We start from the raw sequence: 17,030 nt of genomic DNA, 5'->3' as shown, positions 1-17,030 counted from the left end.
TTTTCACCGTACTTAACTAAATAAGAAAAACATGAAGAGCATACTGGTTTATTGTTATATTGATTAGTAGCTGTATCACCGCAGAAGACGCATTGACTTCTGGATGGCAGCAAAGGAGCTATTTTAGCCTTAGATATGAGCTCATCAGCTACGTTTTTATACCTAGTGATAGTTACGACCTTACTTCTGATCTCATCTTCTACGTTGATCGGCTTCACTGTAGGTCTCTCATCTGTAGGAACATAAACGTGAATTATTGTAATTGGTTCTTCTGTTCTCACAAATTTGTAGTGAGCATAATTTTCATTTTATTTTCATTTTTTATTACCTCAATTTTACTTAACTCTATTTCCTCTTCCTTACCGTTATCATATGTAATTTTCACTTTCATTTAATTACTGGCATATGAATACGAAATTATAAATTTCTATGGTATACATATATTAACAGAGAAAATTTTCTTAAACTTAATGATCAATATGTAGAATTCATGAAACAAACATAACCTAAGCTGGTAAACAATTAACGAACACTACGATATGAGTGAAATTATCATTAAAGATTTAGGAGTTGTTAAAGCAATTATTTGATAGATATCTAAAATTCTAGGTTTCTAATTATATAATTTTCATACAATTACGGGATATAAGTAAATTATCTTCAACATCCTACTCCCTTAATACGGCTAATCTTAAAAATTTTTCAGCCAGATTATACAATAAACCTTTTTACATAAAAACGGTTTAAAGCACTTAATGGGAACCCACTTATGTAATGCTAGAATAGTGTTTTCTACTGTCTTTTTGCTGGTACTGCTCTTAATATCTATGAGTATTAAATCAGAAGCTCAGATATCAGCTGCATTAACTGCCGATTTTATAGACGCGTCTCAACAAAGCGTTAGCGGAAATAGTATATTTTACTTAGTTATAGAAGTAAGCGGGAGTGCTAGTTTGTCAGGTTCGTATTCTATTAGCTCTATCTCAACCTACCTGAGTGGTTACGGTATCCCTTCATATTCCCCTCCTGAAGGAATGGTTGTATCCAAACCGTACGTTTTAAATGACACCGTCTACTTTATTTACGCTCCTAATATAACCTCAATTAACCCATCATCACCAGATATTAAATACGCGTATTTAGCCTCAGTGGATTACAGCAACGGGATTTGGGGAAATCTTGATCTGATCATAGATTACGGTTTCACCGAAGCTTTCTCGTTATACAAAGGATATATATACGCTATATGGTACCCTAACATTTCCTCCTCAACGCCTTACTTGATCGTGATTTCACCCTCACATCAAATAATTTACAATAACACTATCCCAGTGAATAATGTAATCTTAATATGTGTTCTCTCCAGTGACATAATAGCTATTGCTAATTCAACTAGTAAGTTATCCCTCCTACAACTAAGTAGTGGTTCAATATCCTCAGTATCATTACCTACTGAACAACTCTTTATATATAACTTATCTACTAAGGCTTTAACTCACGTTCCTAATTACAAAGATATAGAGCCAACTTCCTTCCAAAGAGTTAACAACCATACATTCTTAATTGACTTCTCCTCTAATAGTTATTCTTACATAGCTGAATATAACGTATTAAACGACAGTATTTATAATGTAAAGCAAGTACCAGGTACTGCAACAGTAAGTTATTATAATGGTTTGGTCGCAGTTAGCTCAGTGTATAGAAATAGTCAGACTCAGTATACTTATTATAATTATGTCTTTAAACTATCCGACTGGTCCACAGTCTATTTCAATAGCGGTTCCACTACAGCCCCCAGTATTTCTCTCAGTATAGGTGAAGTATTAGTAGGAAACACCACTATATACCTTTTTACGGTAAAGGTCGACGGTTACTTAGCCTCGATATTCCCACCTACTTATCAGTTAACATCAAGCCCGACCTTGGTATATATTGGAGGAATACCTCAGCCTTTCTCAATTCATTCAAATCAAGAGCATTACAACGGATATACTATAGTGACATTATATTGGTCGGAAAGCGTTCCATCAACGTATTCAGTTTACGTGAATGGTACGCTTTTAGGCTCTACAACGGATAACATTTATTACCTTAACTTTACTAAGAATGAAACTGCTTATATTACAGTGGAGGCTCAAAATTCTCTAGGATCTATCAACGAGAGCATCATAATCCACATCCTAGTTTATAAGGAAGTAACTACTTCAATTACCACTACTACTGTAATTCCATCAAATACGACAACTAGTATTCCAACAACCACCTCTCATCAGTCCACGACGTCTTCGACAACTTATTCCCAGACGGTCACAGATAGTACGACACCCAGCACATCAACTATCATACCCACCAAATCTGCGAATTCTTCAAAGCAACTTTCTATACCGCCTATGTACCCCGTCGAAATAATTATAGTAGTAATTACCGCAATAGTTATAGCTTTACTTGTAGCGAGAAAAAAGTAAATTAATAAAGTAAGCCTCTTGGTCTACTACCCGTAATGTGCCACATACCTATATACGGGATCAACCCCAGTACAGCCCTTCTCTTGTCTGTTAATACTTTAACAAGGACCTCCAACATGGCAGAGTAGTAGTTATCCTTCATTTTCTCTATTTTCTGTTCCAGCCGCTTTTTATCTTCATTAATTAAGGCATCGATTAATTGCACTAGAAGAACTTCCAGTGAGTCTGGAGGATGTCTTTCTTCGATTTGTTTTGCTATAATGTTAAAGAAATATTGTTTATCCTTACGGCCTAAAAGTATTAGACTACCAATATATATCGCGAGATCTAAGGAAGTCCCCGAAATGATTAACTCCTCCTGACGGTCGTTAAGTATAACACCAGAAAGATTAGTAATTATATCTATTGCACCCTTTATATCCGAGCTTTTTACTTGATTACATATATTCTTTAAATCCATAACATCTTGTAATATAGTCTTATACTCATACTTCTCTCCATTAGCCAAGCTCTTCATTAACTTAAGCTGGTACATCTTAATTAAATCCATACAATCCTCATCCGTATAATCACCTTCCTTTACTCTTTTCCAGACTTCAGAAAACCAGTCATTACTCAGTTTTTCCACTAGTTCGATTGTAGTCCTCACAGACTCAGTCTTAGGGTGTGTAAGTAGTAATGTATATCCAATTCCGGCGTCTAATCTCTTCTTCAATAAGGCAAGCTCTTTGTAGATTAACGATGAGTTAGTTGTTGGTATAGTCATTAAAAAGTCTGAGAGAAGTAAAGCTTCATCCTTATTCAGTGGTATCTCTTTCACTTTTGTAGCTGACCGCCTAAATTTTTCATATAGAAAAGCAAACTTTATTAGATCCTTGCTTGACAGTGCGTAATCCGCAAGACTTCCAAATAAGATCGTGGCCCACAAGGGATCTTGAACTTCCAAATGTGCTAGTTCTCCTCTCTTATATTTAATTAAAGATTTAGGAAATATTGAATATGCATCTTGTAACCTTTCTATTTCTTCTTCTAGTCTTTCATCTTCTTCATTCATAAGGTAATAGTATGCTATGATGGAGAAGAGTCTTGCAAAAACCGTGTTCTCTTTTGCCCTCTTTATCAGGTCGGGTATTACACTCTTAACCCACTCGGTTCTACCGCCTTTTACCGCTGAAACCGTTATTTGTATTGCAGTCTCAACACAATCCGGTGGTGATTGTTTACTACTCAAAACCAGCTTTATTTCAGAGACGAGCTTATACGGAGCTAGCAATGTATCTTCTATAATCTCATTCATTTTCTCCTTGTCTATTTGTGACGTATTCTTAAAAGTTGAGATTCTAGTTCTTAGAGACATACAGATTTCTTCTACTCTTTGCGAGGAATTTTCTATCAAATTAGGTAATAATTCTTCCAGAATTTCCTTAACCATCCTATTTACTCTTTTCCCTGAGATAAGATAGTCCCTAAGTTCTCCAATATTCGGTACTTGTAGGAAGTCAAAATCCATAAGAGAGTAATAATATAACTCAATCAGAGACAGAGAGTTTTCAGGTTTTAATACTTTAATTATTTCTTCTTTGAGGACTTTCTTTATTTTATTTGCATCTATCGTGTCTATGAGATCTGTTCCATATTCTTCTGAAATCTTTATCTTTATATCTCTGTTTGCTACAGAAAACCACTTCAATATTAGATCTTTTTCATTATCAAGTTTCCTTCCGTTAATCTCTAAGGAAATTCTACCTAACATCCTAGGTATCGGCAGACCATAGTCTTTAGCAAGTTTCAGTAGCGGTAAATACCACAAGACTTTGTTAGGGTCAGCATCAAATATCACGTTAAACATATAATCGAAAAAGTAATCGTCAAAGTCCACGTTCTCGGAAGTTAATAGGAAACTGAGAGGAACATCGTATACTCCCTTATCTATCTTTACTGCTAAATCTTTTCTTTCAGTAAGCGAGAATATCACTCTACTGCCTGGCTTTACCATTAACCCCTTTTTTGGGCGAATTACACGGTATAGATCATAGGTCAAAACTCCAATCAACGGTTCTTTATCGTTTAGTTCTTCTGCTAACTTCTCAATATATTTATAATCCTGGGAAATACCGTGATAATCCACTATCTTAACCTTGAACCCGAGTTCCTCAAACCTTTTTGCAAGTAGAGATGCGAAAGTTGACTTACCCGACCTCAAACTACCTATGACGTAAACGTTTTTCCCGTTCAGTAGATTCCTTAAACTTAGATCTAATAAATCCACAAACTCTGGATATTTAGGACTTGAAAGCTCCATGTCATAGCCAGAGGAATAATCTGATAAATTCTCTAAAGCTCTCTCGCTCTCCCCGGGTAAAAGACCAAGAGAGGAGTCTAAGTAATAGTGTATAACCTCCTTCCACTTGGGGGTTAACTTTTCCCAGTCTTCTTTTAAGTTGGTTCCCCTATAAGACTCCTTTAGAGCGTCGATCGGATCCTTTGATGTCGGTTTTTTGTAGAGTAGTAGCTTAAACTTATTTAACACTTTAATTTGGTCATTAAGTTTACCCCTTTCCTGAAGCCTTATTGCCTCTGCGATTAAAGAAGGCACATAAGTTACACAATTATCGAAAGGGAGAGAAGAATATTCTAAGACTTTTACCTTATCCGAAACCTTGTGTTTATCTAGAATCTTTAACGCTTTCTTATAACCAAATATTAGTACGTTACCGGTTAAAGTTGTCGAACCCTCACCCAGTTTAACTTTACCTCTTATAAGGTCTATTACGTAACCTCTACCTAGTATTATGCCTTCCTTTTTACTCCTAACTTCTTTGGAGTAATTTTCAAGCTCATCCTTACTACTAAATTTGGTTGGTACAAATACTATTCTGTCATTAGTTACCTTCTTAAACAAGGGTTCCATGAGCGGGGGCATTGAGATGAACATTAGTCTCTTTGAAAGGAATCGTTCCAAATGAGAGATAGACGTAATTTTTTTCATATCAATATAAACAAAGTGACGTTGGTATATAATAGTTAGCCAAAAACAGTACGTGATGCGGAAAAGAAAAAAGACTTAGAAAACGAGGACAATTTTCGCTTCACTACTTTTTAGAGCGAACTCCGATACACCACTTATTTTCACCGGGTAAGCGAGTTTCTCAATACCCTTAACCTTCATTCCAAGCTCGCAAGCAACAATTTCTAAGTCTTCTCCAGCCATATCCATTAAATTCTCCACATAGTATTTCAACGGTTTAGTGTTAGGTAGACTTATTTTCTCGTTCTCTTCAGTGAGTGCCTTTAATGCGTCCATAGTGAAGAACATGTAGATCTTATTTCCACTCGCAGCATAACCTATCGCCGTCACTATACCCATGTACATCTTCTCGTGGTCTCCCGATACCATCATAATAGCTACGTCAACCATTTCTCTCCTTCGCCTCCACTATTTTTACAAGGTTGTACCAGAATAGAGCTAGACCGACATACACGACCACGTAGCATATGTATCTTGTGGCCGTCAAGTATCCATCATACTGTGTTTGCTGAACGTATACTGCAAAATTAGCCGTGTTCAACGCTATCTGATTTGCATTGGCTAAAGTGCTTTCACTGAACTTGTACCAGCCTATCGCAAAAAAGGAAAGTATAAGGGGAGCTAATAATCTTCTAAGATATCTTGACTCCAACATAGCTCACAACCTCTCTTGAACTTTCACGGCTAAGTAAATTCCTCCCAACATTCCGAACAAGAATATTATGCCGTCGTAACCTAACTGGGCGAAGTTAGTCCACATCAATCCCACGTTGCAGCCTAAAGCCACTCTAACTCCTATTCCCACTAACATCCCTCCCAAGAACCCTATCAGTAATCTCTTCTTTTCTCTAGGTATTCTAATCTTAAAGTCCCCACTAAGGAATGAGGCTGTAAAAGCACCAACACATAACATTATTACCATTAGTGTGCTCGGATCTACGATAGGTAATGAATCGTTAAACCACGGTGTATTAGTGAATAAGTTGACACCGAAGAGCATTAGAATATACTCGAAGAACCTTCCTCCATCAGAGGAAGTTATGACTAGATAGTTGAACGTATAGCCTGCACCAGCGATATATACTAAAATTATATCTAACGCAAGTAAAACAGTAGCTAAATTAGTTCCGTAAGGTTTCTTAAGAAGTAATAAGTCCTTTACCTCTTTCTTCCAGCTAGTTTTAGTCTTTTCCTCTCCTAGTACTTGACCTTGAGGACTAATAGTCATTGAAATAGGTAATCCCTGAGGTGCAATTCTCAAGTTAGCTAACCACTTCTTTTTAGTGTACTGCTGAAGATATATGCCGAGGAGAACTAAAGGTAATCCTAACATCAAAGTAGTTATATAGATCGCCATGGGAGAGACAGAATGAAATATATCGTAAGGTAAGTACTCTACGTAACCCCCCATAGTTGTGGAGAATATACCTTTCTCCATGGTATATTGTTGGAAGGGCCAGATACCTACGGCGAAAACGTAAGTGCCTATCATCATTCCGAATAACTCTATCCAATTTTGCACGTAACCGCTAGCAGCTCTATACAACATTGATAGATTGCATCCTCCGGCTAATGCCGCACCAAAACCAAATATGAACGAGCCTACGAGTATGTACCACCCTGCAAAGTAGTTGAAGTAATATTGATCAACAGCGGGAATGACTCCGAAAGCGACGAGCAAACCACAACCTAAGGCCGAAAGTCCGAAAAGTATAAGAAGTGCCCCGAATCTTTCAAAACTTCTAGTTGTAAAAATAGATGTCATAGCGTTAACAAAACAGTAGTTGCCCCTTTGGGCGACCCAACCTAAAATAAAACCACCAAGTGCAAAAAATGCATAAACTTCAGCCCAGCTTTCTGAAAAAACTGGGCTCAACACCATTGGAGGGTTTGCCACTTTTACTTCACCTTTAATATCCTTACCTTGTATGTATCACCGTCCTTAATGACGGTAAACGGGTATCCTAAATTCTTTGCGAGCGAAGGGAGAGTGACGTCAACTGCGGGCTGGTGGTCTGTCAGCACTTCTAATACCTCTCCTATCTTCATCTTCTTAAGCTTCTTACTCGCCTCCATTTCCGGTACTGGGCATGACTCCCCCCTTACGTCGATCACTACATCTGGATTTTTCGTCTTTAATTCCTCACTCATAGTTTAAACCTCAAATAACTAATTGAAATTAACGCATAAAAAAATAATTCATTTATAAACCTTTTAATTATTTTATGTGATATAAAGGTAAATAACTACTGCAAGATAGAAAATAGAGCCGATAAAGAACCAAATCTTCCAATCGTTTATCTTCTCCCACTTCTTACCTATCAATGAGTCTACTGAAGGACCGGCAACGCCGTTAAACACAATGTAAAGGTCTAGAATCATCATGAGAAGGTTTATTCCATACTCTTCAGCATCAGCCCAATATGCAGAGAGGAAATATATCAAGTTTAGATAAAAAGCCACAGTATTAACAAACCTTGACATTGTCCCAGTGAGGGTGAGCACGCCGAAACATATTTCTGCGATCATTACAAGGATTCCAACCAGATAAACGTGGGGTAAGACCACAGATTCGAGGAATCCCCTCATTAAAGGACCTTGCAGTAAGACTTGAATTGTAACCCCAACATAAGATGTAGAAGCAGGGTTAAGATAACCTGGGTTCAAAAGCTTCATGAATACACCAGCATATATCCACGTAGTTGCTAGTCCTAATCTAGTTAGTATCGGGAATAGGTTGTTATAACGAGTAGATACCTTCTCTTCCCTTCTTATTCTCCTAGTCATAATCTCACCCTACTTACAATTAAATGAGATATCCTGTAAACCTCATACGCACTAATACCAATCAACACCAATCCGACTATGACTGGAGAACTTAGGAGCACCGCTTGAAGAATGCCTCCCGTCCAGGTTCCCAAAATGAAAGTCCCGTACTTCCACATAATGCCCTTAGTTACTGCAGGGTAGGATGAGGATAGGAGGAAAAGTAAGGAATTCACCGCAGTAGGAGTTAAACAACACACTCCTGCTATGGTACCGAGAGTAGGAACAGATGCAGTAAGAAAGCCCCCGACAGTGTTTGTGGCCGCTAACCTGAAGCTATTAGGTATCTTCCATTCGAAGGCATTTAGTGATACGTAAATCAACGACATAATATAATATCCGAGCATAAGTGCAATTGAGAGGACTATGTCGTTGATGATACCCAGCAGAAGCATCCATGTGTTGATAACGAAATAACCAAGAAGGGGTAATTGGAAAACTGGGATACCACTACCTTGATATGTGATTACTGTAAGGCATAAGAAGTAAGAACTTACGTTAACGTTAGGTATCAACCACAAGCCAGACACTATGAGATAGGAAAGGAAATAAGATATACCAAAAGACAAGACTAAGTACCTTCCCACTTTGTCTTTAAGAGTGGCTTTAATCACGCTCCTCATCCTCATAGGTCCTGAGACCAGAATGAATCTCCCTTTTTTCAACTTGTAGATATAATAACCTAGACCCGTAGTTACGACTATGTAAAGGCATGCAAACAATAAGAATGGGTCTAAAAAAGTTACCTGCCCCGTATCAGCTAGCGGGGAGTACCATAAAAGGTATATTCTTAAACCATTTACTACTATGGGCAGGAATACTGTGGAGTTGAAAAATATAAAGACATAGAAAAAAGGATTTATTTTTAGCGACACTGTACATCCCTCAACAGTGAAGACCCGTAATAGGTGGCAACATCACGTTATCTACTAAATAGCCTCCAGTAGATTCACTTATGGGCAATACAAATGCTGGAGCAGTAGTCAACGGGACTTCATAAGCTATGCTCATAGTGTTCAAGCTTATCAAGACGATCATGCCTCCGCTACTCACAGAGCCGTGAATTACGACATAAGCATAACTCCCTCCGGGAGTAATACCAATATCAGCTAAACCTTGAGGAGATATGCTAGGTAGGGATATGGTATTAACGATACTGAAAGACGAAGTGGATATGACCACAACTTCGTTTTTATTAATTGGCGCCTCTAAATAATACTTACCATCCGGAGTGAACGTTCCCCTCTGAGGGGTTACACCGCTAGGCATTGCTACCATTCCCATATATTGTAAGTTAGGTAAGGAATAGAAACCTACTGAGTTATTTCCAGCGAATTCTACGGCTACCATTGTGCCCTGCATATTTGGACTTACCATATAAGGTTGAGACCCAGGGGATGTAGTTAGCACATTCATCACTTTACCGGTCATTGCATTTATTGTGTCGACACTATTGTTGAATTTCATAGGTACTATCAAATATTGCCCGTTGGGAGCCCACCTCACATCACATGGATAATATGTTCTACCGGTTGGGGATAAGAATTGGTCTTTCCATACTACTTGTAAATTGCTTAAGTTTATAACTTCAACAACTCCAGAAGGACCATCAGCTATTGCAGCGTACTGACCGTTAGGAGATATAGCCACTCCTATAAATCCTACCTTATTTCCAACTGAGAAATTTTTGACGACTTTCATGGTAGATGAGTCTACAACATATACTGACCCGTTATTTACGGGTGCAAATATATACTTGCCGTCGAACATTTGCATAGCTGGAACCTCTACCCAATAATAGACTTGTTGTGGTAAGTTAACGGAAATGTTAACTACATGCTGGAATCCTAAGAACTGGGCAGACGTCGAGAACGGGTTGATCACTTGTGAGAGTCCCTTTTGCGTAAAGACCAAGAAGTAGAAGTTGTTATTAGCTGTCGATGAGGAGCTTGTCGACGTAGAGACCACTGGAGTTGAGACAGATGATGGTGATGAACTTGTCGAACTTTTCATCATTATATAGGCTGCACCTACACCAATCAATATAATTATCAAGAATCCAGCTAACAACCATATTTTATAGGACATATCTTATCATGTATTCCTCGTTACTAAAAAATAAAAGAATTATTGATTTATAAACCCTTTATACATCATTTAAAAAATTTACGAAAAAAAAAAAAAAAGTTAAATAGTTATAATTAGATCAACTTTGTGGACGACCGCTTTATAGAAGTCCGGGAAGCAGCCTATCTTTGCAACTTTGATGATTTTATCAGCTAAGTTCCTCATATAAACGCACTGATCACATACTTGAAGATAAATCCCCTTCTCCTTGCTTAGTTTCTCTAGTCTTTCAGCCAGAGGGTTCCCTTCCATCAAAAGGTAAACATTATCATGAATGAAAAACATCCCAACAACGTTCACACCATGTCTGTCTTCTTCCAGTTGGGGCACTATCATGTTGCCCAGTATGTAAGAACCTAAGTTAGACTCTACGATATAAGCTACATTCTTGGTCATATCTTTAAACACTCCGAGAACTCCTTTGCAATTACGTCAGAGATTTGGTTAATTTGAAATCCCTTTATGCTCCTGAGCTTTTCTATAGCTTTTTCATAAGACAAGAACTTTTTGTTGTCTTCGTAAGCTTCACAAAGTGCTTCTAAACAGATAACTACTATAGGGCATTCTGAGGATTTGTAAGTTATTATTCCCTCAGAATTACGGTAGAGCTTGAACCATCGTGAGCTGTCAATCTTGACATTGCAGATCTCTTTTCCCTTACTAGAATTATATAATCTTTTAACTAAGTAGTCTGACGCAAACTTCCTTTCTACAACACAGCCGCATTCGTCTTTCTTTAACATAAAAAACTTTTAGCGTGCGTTTTTTAAAAATTTTCTTATTTATAAATCTAATTTCTAATTATTGTGAGATAAATAAAATATATTTACCATACCTTCTTTCGGGAGCCTGGCTAAAGCTTCTTCATCAAAGCATACTCCTTCGTCTGTATCGAGCCTTAAGGCAATCAATCCGTCTTTATCAACAAGGGCAGTTAGTAGCCATCCCCTTCCTATTGGGGCAGCCGTAATTAAACCGAGTACGTCCTTTTTTAGTTGATCCCTTCTTATACCATTAGACGTAATACTTTTCTCAATTTTACTGAAGTAAAAATATAGGAAAGCTCTAAACTCTCCCTCTCTGAAATATTCCTTAATTTTCTTTAAGTCTTTGTTCTCAATTGCTTCAACATATTCTGTTCTAGTCGGAGTCGCCGAAAGTTTGTAAAACACGAAGGAAACGTAATCACCCATATTGAACACTTCATACCTACAGCGGAATAACTTGGCAACTTCAGGAAAAGTTATTTCTACCGCAGCAGGGTTGTCTACTAGTACCTCCAGGCTTTCCCCAATCCTCAGTTCCATCAGTTTTTTCTTCACCTCTATTTCCGGAACGGGGCACACTAAACCTCTCAAGTCGAGAATATAATCGCCTACGCTTTTCATAAATACGACCCTCTTACTCTTGCTTGGCTTCTCGTCCTTGACTACCTTAACAATATCCTTATATTTCTCAAAATTCTTTTCTAACCTCAGTTTAAGAGTTTCTCTAATTAGAACATTGGATGTGCGTATATCTACGTTCACTTTATTTTGACTTACTAATACCATGATAGTGAACTTCCCGTTCTTTTCAACTATATTTAACTCATTACCCTTCACGTATATCAAACACTTAAAATTTAAAAAACGGGTAAGAGATAGCTCTCCTTCATAGCCCCAGTCTAATTTCCTGATATTCTTAAGCATATAAAGCCTTGAAAATTTCTCTACATCTAGCAATTTGTCAGCACGATTAAATTGTAGCTCCATGAACTATAATTATAATATTTAGGTTAATTAACTTTTAATTTCATATTTCGAAATAACTGATAAAGATGAAATCAGAGGTGAACTTAATAGGACTATGCTGTTCAGTTCCACATTTGATAGTGTATAACAAGCTTAGGAAGATGAATAGAGGGGATGAATTAACCGTAATAACAGACGATATAACCGTTGTTCAAAGGGATATAATACCGTTAGCAAAAAAGTTTAAATGTATGGTTAATATCGCTAAGGAAAACGACGTTTTTAAGGTAACATTAACACTAATGTCCTAGTATACAATTGTATAGCTCTGTTTTTAAATGGTTTAGTAATATCCCTATTTATATGAGAATATCTCTACTATCATTAAGTTTGTCCTTCTCTATTTCCTCACTTTTAGTTGGTGAAATGTTTAACGAGCAAGGTTACATTAGGATTAATAGGGAATTAATACTCATAGGTGGTGTTATTACTTTATTATTGTGGTTAGGTTTCTATCTCAGTTTCAAGAAAATAGCTCATTTTATCTAGTCAAAATTGAAACTTGTCGAATTGTTCACATTTATCATTTATAATAACATTTTTTATTATTTACAATAACTTTCGAACTTTACTGTAAATAATTGAATAATATAAAACATCAGATATCATGTTAATACTGACTTGAACTTTGCGGATTACTTTTTAAATATTTCAAAGCAAATATAAGTTGATCAGGAAATGTTAGGAATTTCAAGGACTCAAAAAAAGAAAGAGGAGGTAAATATACCTTTATACGATCTGAGTAAACTACCTGAGGAATACTTGAGAAACGAATTTCCAGAGGTCTATAATAGCTTAAGAAGGAGAAAGTACGATGTGGCTTATCCATACTTTCACTGATTTTTTGTACCTATCTCCTCTCGGTCTTATTTAGTTTATATTTCAAAATTTTGACGGAAGGGATAATAGTAAATATCTTTCGGTCTAAATTTTCCTCGTTACCTAAATTATGTATCACGGCATAGCCTATATAGTGTTATATATTCATTATGTCTAAATACTTATTAACCTATGTGGAGTAAACCGCATATGTTACATCTAATAATTGTAAGACACGGAGAAGCCGAACCGAAGGTAGAAAACTTACCAGATAAGGATAGAAAGTTGATTAAAAAGGGAATAAAACAGATGAGAAGAGTCGCTAATTTCATAGACATTATGGGTTACAAAATAGATAAAGTGTTTTCAAGTCCGTATATAAGGGCTTATCAATCAGCAGAAGTCATTCTTGAGGAACTTGACGAGGACTTAAAAATAGAGACGATTAAAGAATTAGAACCAGATCAAGATGTAAGCACGATCATTGAAAAGTTGAAGGAAACAAACTCCTCTCAAGCGGAACAAGTAATTATGTTAGTAGGGCACGAGCCACACTTGTCTACATTTATAAAGAGTGTTACGGGCGGTGAAGTTGAACTGAAGAAAGGTGGAGTAGCAGTTGTAGAGGTAGATCCGGCCAGCTTCAAAGGAAAACTTACTATACTCCTAACACAGAAAGTAATGAAGAGACTATGAATTATAAGGCAGTGATAGACGCTGGATACAACTCTTTTAGGCTTTCTCTTTATTCTATATTCCCTAACCTTTCCTTTAGGCTCACAGCCTCACTGAAGGATTACGTAAGGTTAGGATTAAGTGTAAGCGAAGGAAAACCCATACCTGAGGAGAACGTAAAGAGAGCTGAAATTACCTTACGTAAATTCAAGGAATTCCTAGATAGAAAAGGGATAAAAGAAGCTAAAATCTTGGGGACTAGTGCCTTTCGTTACGCCAGTAACGGAACGGAGGTCTCAAACAGGCTATCTAGTATTATCGGATTTCCAATAACCGTACTGTCAGGAGAGGAAGAAGGTAAGTATTCAGCTTTAGCCGTAATCAACACTTTACCAATAGAGGATGGAATAATCTTCGATTTAGGGGGTGGATCCTTAGAAATAGCCTATGTATCTCAGAGAAAGATAAGGGACGTATACCAGTTCCCCTTGGGAGGACTGAGAATGATGGACAAAAACCCCGAGGAAATAAAAAAGGAAGTGAGGATTGCCTTAGCTTCCCTGCCCTCATCAAAGGGGATACTTGTTGGTAGCGGTGGAAATCTGAGGGCCATTGCTAAAATGGATTTAAAACTTGAAGGAGAAAAACTGGATCAAATTCACGGTTACTCTGTTAGTTATGAAAGAATTGCGAAATATGCTAAGATCCTTCCATCAATGAGTATAAGCGAGAGATCACAACTACCGGGAATTGATAAAGAAAGAGCTTTAACTATTCACTCAGCTGCAATCGTCATTAAAGAGCTCATGGAAATAATGGGGAAAGATAAAGTGATGACTTCAGCCTTCGGACTACGTGAGGGGATTCTAATGGAGTCGGAAATAGAAAATGTCGACAAGCTAAGGGAATTTTGGGTAGAAGGAGTATCTTACAACTTCAACGTAGAACCGTTCGTAGACTCATATAGAGAAGCACTTAAGGAAACAAAAGACGTAGCTGTAAGTACAGCTTTTTACCTCTTACAACTTATGAAGGCCTCTAACTTCTTGGATCCCTACATGGCATGTTATAAGGTTTTTAGGGAGATCACTACACCTGGATATACTGCGGACGAAATTAACGTTATTACTACCTTATGTGCTTTAGCAAAGAAGTTCAAGAAAAAGTACTATAACAAGGTGAAGAAGTTAATAGATAAGGACACAATCCTCGTAAAGGCAAAGAAAGTGAAAGAACTTCATGAGGCTTATGAGTTAGGAGTGAGAAAATGGTAGGGCATATAATAGCGTTTGAGGGAATAGACGGCTCAGGTAAGTCGAGCCAAGCCAAACTACTTAGAGACTGGTTAGAAGCTAAGGGAGTTCCGGTCTACCTCACAGAATGGAACTCTTCAGAGTGGTTACACGAGAGTATAAAAGAAGCTAAAAAGAAGAACTTACTTACTCCTTTAACTTACAGCTTAATACATGCTACAGACTTCGCGGATAGATACGAGAAATACATTTTGCCTATGTATAAAGCTGGTTACGTAGTAATTTCTGACAGATACATTTACACCGCTTATGCTAGGGACTCCGTAAGAGGGCTAAGCATAGATTGGGTAGCCAAACTTTACTCATTCGCGATCAAACCAGATATAGTCTTTTTCGTAAGAGTTACAGCTGAAGAGGCTTTGAGAAGGTTAAAAGAGAATAGAAGAAAAATAAAACCGAACGAGGCAGGAGCCGACATTTTCCAAGATTTGAAACCTGAGGAGGGATTTCTTAAATATCAGGGTGCTGTTCTCTCGGTGTACGATAAATTAGCCCCCGTAGAGAATTTCTATGTAATCGACGGTCAAAGGGATCCTAAATCGATTCAGATAGAAATAAGAGAAAAAGTGAGTGAGATCTTATGGAAAGAGGAATCTTAATAGCTGTAGAGGGTGTAGAAGGCTCCGGTAGGAGTTCACATCTACAAGGTATTAAAAAGTACCTCGAGGAAGAAGGTTACGGAGTAACTACTATAGGACTACAGTCGAGCCAGCTGTTAGGGACTAAGTTAAGCACGGTTAAGAGAGACCTCGTTTTTCAGAGGATAACTTTATTCCTTGCTTATGCTACAGACCTTGCAGACCAGATAGAATACACCGTTAAGGAAGCCCTTAATTCTGGCTTTGTTGTACTGGCTGACGGTTACGTATATACCCTCATGGCATGGGGTTTAACAAGAGGGCTCGATAGGAATTGGATCAGTGACGTATTGTCGTTTGCAATAAAACCCGACCTAGCTATTTCACTTGTAGCCCCAGTAAGTACTATCAGTAGGAGAGTTATAATGAAAAACGGTAAGATAGACCCCTTAGCTTCCTCCATAGACCTATGCATTAATAAGGACTTATACACATCCTTCCGCACCCATGTTAAGACTTTCCAAAAATATCTTCTTGAGATCTCAAAAACTTACGGACTGAAAGTGGTTAAAACTAACAGAAACTACGAGGAAGCCCACAAAGAAATCATCAAATACGTGAGGGAAGTACTGAAATGAAACCTGAAGAGAGACCAGAGTTTTACGCTAATAATAATTTGAGAAAAGCACTGAGATTCAACCCCTCACCTGAATCAGTCCATGATACCAGAGTTTACTTGAGAAAATACCTGACATTATCCTTAACATTAAGCAGGCTTTACCATAACTCGGATTGCATATACTACTCTAAAGAAGCCGTAAGAATTCTAGGAAGAATAAGAGATGCCGATGTATCAGGTTGTATTCCGATAAACAGAAAACTGCTAGCATTAAAAGTAACAAAAATACTACCTAAAATTTCTAATTGTTACCTGCCTAAAATATACGGTAGTAGGCTAGTAGTTTTTGAAAAGATACGTGAAATATATAACCACATTCTAATAGAAGACTTCCATGAGTTTAGGAAGAAAGTTAGAATCCTATACTACCTTACGGAAAGTGTCGGGGAAGACCCTAAACCTCTAAAGGACATAAGTAGGGAATTGGGAGACATAAGGGACCAGTACTTAAAGGAGGTATGCACGTCTACTATTAATAAAAAATTGAGTTTTGACCCAAGACTGGTCGAAGAGACTAAAGCTATAGTGCGTGAGATAATAATGAGGAATGAATTTCAACACTTGAAGAAATTCGAATGAGTAGGAGAAAATAGTATAAGATAAAAAAATATAGTCTTTTTCATAATAGTTGCAACAGGCTTTTAACTTCCCTCAATACAAAATATAGAAAAACATCGAGAAAAGCTTGTATTATTGTGAGATAAAACTTGATAAAACTTGTTAACAG

At 37.3% G+C, this 17,030-nt stretch carries 20 protein-coding genes and 1 pseudogene; 9 read left to right on the top strand and 12 right to left on the bottom strand.

The window, feature by feature from the left end; translation table 11 throughout:
- Positions 1 to 281, bottom strand: a pseudogene (locus tag WIW52_RS08345) (hypothetical protein); the annotation flags it as partial.
- 474 nt (positions 282 to 755) lie between these two features.
- On the opposite strand from WIW52_RS08345, the gene WIW52_RS08340 reads away from it, so the two are divergent.
- The gene (locus tag WIW52_RS08340) at positions 756 to 2,465 is read left to right on the top strand and encodes a hypothetical protein (RefSeq protein ID WP_337709844.1); all 1,710 of its coding nucleotides are present in this window, start codon (positions 756 to 758) and stop codon (positions 2,463 to 2,465) included.
- A gap of 1 nt (position 2,466) precedes the next feature.
- On the opposite strand, the gene WIW52_RS08335 is transcribed toward WIW52_RS08340, so the two are convergent.
- The 11 genes from WIW52_RS08335 to WIW52_RS08285 form a co-directional block, all read right to left on the bottom strand.
- Positions 2,467 to 5,376 carry a hypothetical protein gene (locus WIW52_RS08335; protein WP_337709843.1) on the bottom strand — a complete coding sequence of 970 codons (2,910 nt, stop codon included), beginning with the start codon at positions 5,374 to 5,376 and terminating at the stop codon, positions 2,467 to 2,469.
- A gap of 153 nt (positions 5,377 to 5,529) precedes the next feature.
- Positions 5,530 to 5,883, bottom strand: a complete 354-nt coding sequence (locus WIW52_RS08330) for a DsrE family protein (RefSeq protein WP_337709842.1) — start codon at positions 5,881 to 5,883, stop codon at positions 5,530 to 5,532.
- Positions 5,876 to 6,148, bottom strand: a complete 273-nt coding sequence (locus WIW52_RS08325; protein WP_337709841.1) for a hypothetical protein — start codon at positions 6,146 to 6,148, stop codon at positions 5,876 to 5,878. The genes WIW52_RS08330 and WIW52_RS08325 overlap by 8 nt, the downstream gene beginning before the upstream one ends.
- A 3-nt stretch (positions 6,149 to 6,151) precedes the next feature.
- Positions 6,152 to 7,375 carry a YeeE/YedE family protein gene (locus WIW52_RS08320; RefSeq protein WP_337702982.1) on the bottom strand — a complete coding sequence of 408 codons (1,224 nt, stop codon included), beginning with the start codon at positions 7,373 to 7,375 and terminating at the stop codon, positions 6,152 to 6,154.
- A 17-nt stretch (positions 7,376 to 7,392) separates the two neighbouring features.
- Positions 7,393 to 7,644: a sulfurtransferase TusA family protein gene (locus WIW52_RS08315; RefSeq protein WP_337709839.1), complete on the bottom strand. Its 252-nt coding sequence runs from the start codon at positions 7,642 to 7,644 to the stop codon at positions 7,393 to 7,395.
- A 72-nt stretch (positions 7,645 to 7,716) separates the two neighbouring features.
- On the bottom strand, positions 7,717 to 8,280 hold the full coding sequence (locus WIW52_RS08310) for a TQO small subunit DoxD (protein ID WP_337702933.1): 564 nt from the start codon (positions 8,278 to 8,280) through the stop codon (positions 7,717 to 7,719).
- Positions 8,277 to 9,194 (bottom strand): hypothetical protein, encoded by a 918-nt coding sequence (locus tag WIW52_RS08305; protein WP_337709837.1) that lies wholly within the window; start codon positions 9,192 to 9,194, stop codon positions 8,277 to 8,279. Before WIW52_RS08305 ends, WIW52_RS08310 begins: the two co-directional genes overlap by 4 nt.
- A 10-nt stretch (positions 9,195 to 9,204) precedes the next feature.
- Positions 9,205 to 10,407 (bottom strand): YncE family protein, encoded by a 1,203-nt coding sequence (locus WIW52_RS08300; RefSeq protein WP_337709835.1) that lies wholly within the window; start codon positions 10,405 to 10,407, stop codon positions 9,205 to 9,207.
- Between the two features lie 99 nt (positions 10,408 to 10,506).
- On the bottom strand, positions 10,507 to 10,842 hold the full coding sequence (locus WIW52_RS08295; protein ID WP_337702938.1) for a sulfur reduction protein DsrE: 336 nt from the start codon (positions 10,840 to 10,842) through the stop codon (positions 10,507 to 10,509).
- The gene (locus WIW52_RS08290) at positions 10,839 to 11,189 is read right to left on the bottom strand and encodes a hypothetical protein (RefSeq protein WP_337702942.1); all 351 of its coding nucleotides are present in this window, start codon (positions 11,187 to 11,189) and stop codon (positions 10,839 to 10,841) included. The genes WIW52_RS08295 and WIW52_RS08290 overlap by 4 nt, the downstream gene beginning before the upstream one ends.
- 54 nt (positions 11,190 to 11,243) lie before the next feature.
- The gene (locus WIW52_RS08285) at positions 11,244 to 12,200 is read right to left on the bottom strand and encodes a sulfurtransferase TusA family protein (RefSeq protein WP_337709834.1); all 957 of its coding nucleotides are present in this window, start codon (positions 12,198 to 12,200) and stop codon (positions 11,244 to 11,246) included.
- A 65-nt stretch (positions 12,201 to 12,265) separates the two neighbouring features.
- Between WIW52_RS08285 and WIW52_RS08280 the strand changes: the two genes are divergently transcribed.
- The 8 genes from WIW52_RS08280 (at position 12,266) to WIW52_RS08245 (ending at position 16,882) form a co-directional block, all read left to right on the top strand.
- Positions 12,266 to 12,490: a sulfurtransferase TusA family protein gene (locus WIW52_RS08280; protein ID WP_337702946.1), complete on the top strand. Its 225-nt coding sequence runs from the start codon at positions 12,266 to 12,268 to the stop codon at positions 12,488 to 12,490.
- Positions 12,491 to 12,542: 52 nt separating this feature from the next.
- Positions 12,543 to 12,728: a hypothetical protein gene (locus WIW52_RS08275; protein WP_337709832.1), complete on the top strand. Its 186-nt coding sequence runs from the start codon at positions 12,543 to 12,545 to the stop codon at positions 12,726 to 12,728.
- Between the two features lie 189 nt (positions 12,729 to 12,917).
- Positions 12,918 to 13,079: a hypothetical protein gene (locus tag WIW52_RS08270; protein WP_337709831.1), complete on the top strand. Its 162-nt coding sequence runs from the start codon at positions 12,918 to 12,920 to the stop codon at positions 13,077 to 13,079.
- Between the two features lie 189 nt (positions 13,080 to 13,268).
- On the top strand, positions 13,269 to 13,754 hold the full coding sequence (gene sixA, locus WIW52_RS08265) for a phosphohistidine phosphatase SixA (RefSeq protein ID WP_337709830.1): 486 nt from the start codon (positions 13,269 to 13,271) through the stop codon (positions 13,752 to 13,754).
- Positions 13,751 to 15,007 carry a Ppx/GppA phosphatase family protein gene (locus WIW52_RS08260; RefSeq protein ID WP_337709829.1) on the top strand — a complete coding sequence of 419 codons (1,257 nt, stop codon included), beginning with the start codon at positions 13,751 to 13,753 and terminating at the stop codon, positions 15,005 to 15,007. The genes sixA and WIW52_RS08260 overlap by 4 nt, the downstream gene beginning before the upstream one ends.
- Complete coding sequence (gene tmk / locus WIW52_RS08255; protein ID WP_337709827.1) at positions 15,001 to 15,645, top strand: dTMP kinase; 645 nt, start codon at positions 15,001 to 15,003, stop codon at positions 15,643 to 15,645. Before WIW52_RS08260 ends, tmk begins: the two co-directional genes overlap by 7 nt.
- Positions 15,627 to 16,262, top strand: a complete 636-nt coding sequence (locus tag WIW52_RS08250) for a dTMP kinase (protein WP_337709825.1) — start codon at positions 15,627 to 15,629, stop codon at positions 16,260 to 16,262. Before tmk ends, WIW52_RS08250 begins: the two co-directional genes overlap by 19 nt.
- Complete coding sequence (locus WIW52_RS08245) at positions 16,259 to 16,882, top strand: CHAD domain-containing protein (protein ID WP_337709823.1); 624 nt, start codon at positions 16,259 to 16,261, stop codon at positions 16,880 to 16,882. The genes WIW52_RS08250 and WIW52_RS08245 overlap by 4 nt, the downstream gene beginning before the upstream one ends.
- Positions 16,883 to 17,030: the final 148 nt, after the last annotated feature.

Origin of the sequence: Stygiolobus sp. RP850M, from assembly GCF_037389295.1 — an archaeon.
GTDB lineage: Archaea > Thermoproteota > Thermoprotei_A > Sulfolobales > Sulfolobaceae > Stygiolobus.
This window is presented reverse-complemented; position numbering and strand designations above follow the sequence as displayed.